Annotated in this window: 4 protein-coding genes; 1 reads left to right on the top strand and 3 read right to left on the bottom strand. The window is 66.7% G+C overall.

Going from position 1 to position 3,458, the window contains the following annotated elements; translation table 11 throughout:
* Positions 1-685 (top strand): endonuclease/exonuclease/phosphatase family protein (locus tag BIS11_RS13290; RefSeq protein WP_253586242.1); only part of this gene is annotated, 685 nt, incomplete at its 5' end.
* A 21-nt stretch (positions 686-706) separates the two neighbouring features.
* On the opposite strand, the gene BIS11_RS13285 is transcribed toward BIS11_RS13290, so the two are convergent.
* The 3 genes from BIS11_RS13285 to BIS11_RS13275 all read right to left on the bottom strand — a co-directional run.
* Positions 707-2,083 carry a lyase family protein gene (locus BIS11_RS13285; protein WP_253419025.1) on the bottom strand — a complete coding sequence of 459 codons (1,377 nt, stop codon included), beginning with the start codon at positions 2,081-2,083 and terminating at the stop codon, positions 707-709.
* Between the two features lie 106 nt (positions 2,084-2,189).
* Complete coding sequence (gene hda / locus BIS11_RS13280) at positions 2,190-2,894, bottom strand: DnaA regulatory inactivator Hda (protein ID WP_227391020.1); 705 nt, start codon at positions 2,892-2,894, stop codon at positions 2,190-2,192.
* On the bottom strand, positions 2,891-3,458 hold a 568-nt coding region (locus tag BIS11_RS13275), incomplete at its 5' end, for an AI-2E family transporter (RefSeq protein ID WP_253586240.1). The genes hda and BIS11_RS13275, both read right to left, overlap by 4 nt.

The raw sequence follows: 3,458 nt of genomic DNA, 5'->3' as shown, positions 1-3,458 counted from the left end.
CGTCATCACCCTGGAGTCGGACGACTGGTGGCAGGCGCGGCTCGACGAGGCGCTGGGCGAGAGCTACTCCCACAGCGTCAAGGTGCCGCTGGACAACCTCTACGGCATGCACCTCTACTCGCGCCTGGCCCTTGAGGACACCGAGGTGAAGTGGTTGATCCAGGAAGACATTCCGTCGATCCACACCTACGTGACGCTCGAAAGCGGCGAGCGCATTCGCCTCTACGCCGTCCACCCTCGCCCGCCGGCGCCGAGCGAGAGCGACAAATCGCTATGGCGCGATGCCGAGCTCCTGTGGGTGGGCCAGGAGATTCACGAGAAGCCGGCGCCGACGCTGGTGGCGGGGGATCTCAACGACGTGGCCTGGTCACGGACCACGCGGCGCTTCTGCCGCGTGGGCGGCATGCTCGACCCGCGCCGCGGGCGCGGCATGTTCAGTACCTTCCACGCCCACTACCCCATGCTTCGCTGGCCGCTGGATCACATCTTCGTCACCGAGCATTTCACGTTGGTGGACATGCAGCGCCTTGCGGAAATCGGCTCCGACCATTTTCCGATCCTGGCATCGTTCTGCTACTGCCCCGCCGAGCGGAGCGAGCAGGAAACGCCGCAGGCGAGCGAGGAAGAGCGCGAAGAAGCCGAGGAAACCATTCGTGAAGGCCAGACGGAAAAGCAGCAGCGCTGATCCGTCCAGCTACGGGGCGGCCTACTCCGGCACGCCGCCCCGGGTGAGCACGGCCGGGTCGAGCAGGCGCTCGAGCGTCTGGCGATCCAGCTCGGTCTCCTCCTCGGCCACATCGATGATCGGCCTTCCCGCCTGATAGGCTTTCTTGGCCACTGCCGCCGCCGCGTTGTAGCCGATGACGCCGTTGAGCGCCGTCACCAGGATCGGGTTGCGCGCCAGCGGCTCTTGCAGATGCGCGTTGCGCACCTTGAAGGTGGCGATGGCCCGCTCGGCCAACAGGTTCGCCGTGTTGCTCATCAGGGTGATCGACGTCAGCAGGTTCGTGGCCACCAGAGGCAGCATCACGTTGAGCTGGAAGTTGCCGCTCTGCCCCGCCACGGTGATCGCCGCATCGAGCCCGATCACCTGGGCGGCGGCCTGGGCGGCGGACTCGGGAATCACCGGGTTGACCTTGCCCGGCATGATGGAGCTACCCGGTTGCAGCGCCTCGAGCTCGATCTCGCCCAGGCCCGCCAGCGGTCCCGAGTTCATCCAGCGCAGATCGTTGGCGATCTTCATGATCACACACGCAAGCCCCTTGAGCTGACCGGAGAGCTCCACGGCTGCGTCCTGACTCGACAGGCTGGCAAAGAAGCTGTCGTTGGGAACGAAGGAAAGCCCGGTCTGGGCGCTGAGCTCCTTGGCCACGGCCTCGGCGAAACCTTCCGGCGCGTTGATGCCGGTGCCCACGGCAGTGCCTCCCTGGGCCAGGCGCTGGAGGCGCTCGAGGGCGCTGTCGAAACGCTCGATGGCCTGGCCGATCTGGCTCGACCAGCCGCCGAGCTCCTGGTCCATGCGCAGCGGCATGGCGTCCATCAGGTGCGTTCGCCCGGTCTTCACCACGTCCTTGAGCTCGTCGGCGCGGCGGTCGATGGTCTCGCGCAGGGCGACCAGCGCCGGGCGCAGGGTGTCGCTCACGGCGATGGCCGCGGCCACGTGAATGGCGCTGGGAATCACGTCGTTGCTCGACTGGCCCATGTTGACGTGGTCGTTGGGCGTCACTTCCACTCCCTCGCGGGAAGCGAGCGTGGCCAGCACCTCGTTGACGTTCATGTTGGTCGAGGTACCGGAGCCGGTCTGGTACACGTCGATGGGGAACTGGTCGTCGTGGTGGCCCGCGATCACCGCTTGCGCCGCCTTCTCGATCGCCCGGGCGCGCGGCTCGTCCAGATGCCCCAACGCCAGGTTGCTGCGCGCCGCGGCAAGCTTGATGCGCGCCACCGCGTGCACGAACGCCGTGGGCATCGGGGTGTGCGATACCGGGAAGTTGTCGATCGCCCGCTGGGTCTGGGCGCCGTACAGGGCGCTGGCGGGTACCTCGAGTTCGCCCATGCTGTCGCGTTCGATGCGTGTCTGCATTGCCTGCCTCCTTTCAGTGAACCGATCTCCGCGCGGCGGCGCGGCTACCTGATTACCCTAGTCGGCGATACCGCTTACGACAACACGGCGCCACGTGCAAGGCGCTCTACCAGGCGAGCGCCGACTTGACGAAGGGAATGGTGAGCTTGCGCTTGGCGGAGAGCGAGGCCTGATCCAGGGTATCCAGCGCCCGACACAGCTCGCCGAGCTCTCGCGGGCCGCGGTGAAGGATGTAGCGGGCGACATCGTCGGGAAGCTCCATGCCGCGCACCCGGGCGCGCAGCTTGAGCGCCTCGAGCCGGTCGGCATCGTCCAGCGGATGCAGGTGGTAGGTGACCCCCCAGCTCAACCGCGAGGCCAGATCCGACAGCGCGACGTTCAACTGGCGCGGCGGGGCACTGGCCGAGACGATCAGTCCCTTGCCCGCATCGCGCAGCCGGTTGAAGGCGTGAAACAGCGCCTCTTCCCAGCGCTTGCGGCCCACCACGTACTCAAGATCGTCGATGGCGACCAGATCGAGGCGCTCGATGTCCTCGAGCATCAGCGGCGGGAAGTGGCCTAGATCCGCAAGCGGCAGATAGAGCGAGCGCTTGTCGGCATCCGAGGCCGCGTGGCAGGCCGCCTGCAAGAGGTGGCTGCGCCCGCTCTTCGGTGCCCCCCAGAGATAGATGAACGGCTCCGAGGCCGGCGCCAGCTGGCGAGTCAGCGACGTCAACAGCGACGCGTTCTCCCGCGAGGCGAAGTAGTTGCCGAAGGTGGCATCGTCACGCAAGCCGACGCCGAGCGGCAGCTGGGCCGGTACTCTGCTCATGGAATCTCCCTGTCCGTGTCATGATCGAGCCGGTGAGGAAGTGCCGGGCCGTCCATCGGCCGCTCCACCCCCGCGTAGAGCTCGCTTTTCTTGTAGCGCTCGATCACCTCGCGCAGCAGCACCATGATGACCGCCGCGGCGGGCAGTGCCAGCAGCACGCCGGTCAAGCCGAACAGGCTGCCCCCGGCGAGCACTGCAAAGATCACCGCCACCGGATGAAGACCGATCTTATCACCTAACAATTTTGGTTGTAATACAACGCTTTCCGCTACTTGCCCGACACTGAACACGGCCAGCACCCCGACCAGCCCCCACCAGCTCTCGAACTGGAAGAAGGCCACGACCAGGGCAACGCCGAGCCCCACGATGAAGCCCAGAAACGGCACGATGCTGACCAGCCCCGAGACCACCCCGATCAGCAGCCCGAAGTTGAGCCCGATCACGGTAAGCCCCACCGCGTAGATCACCCCCAGGCACAGCATGACCAACAGCTGCCCACGCAGGAAGGCGGCCAGCACCTCGTCGCAGCGCCGGGCCAGGCGCGCGGTGTCCGCAAGCCAATGG

It is taken from the genome of Halomonas sp. 707D4 (assembly GCF_024158685.1).
Lineage (GTDB): Bacteria > Pseudomonadota > Gammaproteobacteria > Pseudomonadales > Halomonadaceae > Vreelandella.
Note: the sequence above shows the minus strand (reverse complement) of the source record. Positions and strands in the feature narration are given on the sequence as shown.

Coding starts and splice junctions, on each gene's coding strand:
- BIS11_RS13285 (WP_253419025.1), bottom strand. CDS start 2,083: ATGCAGACACGCATCGAACGCGACAGCATGGGCGAACTCGAGGTACCC.
- hda (WP_227391020.1), bottom strand. CDS start 2,894: ATGAGCAGAGTACCGGCCCAGCTGCCGCTCGGCGTCGGCTTGCGTGAC.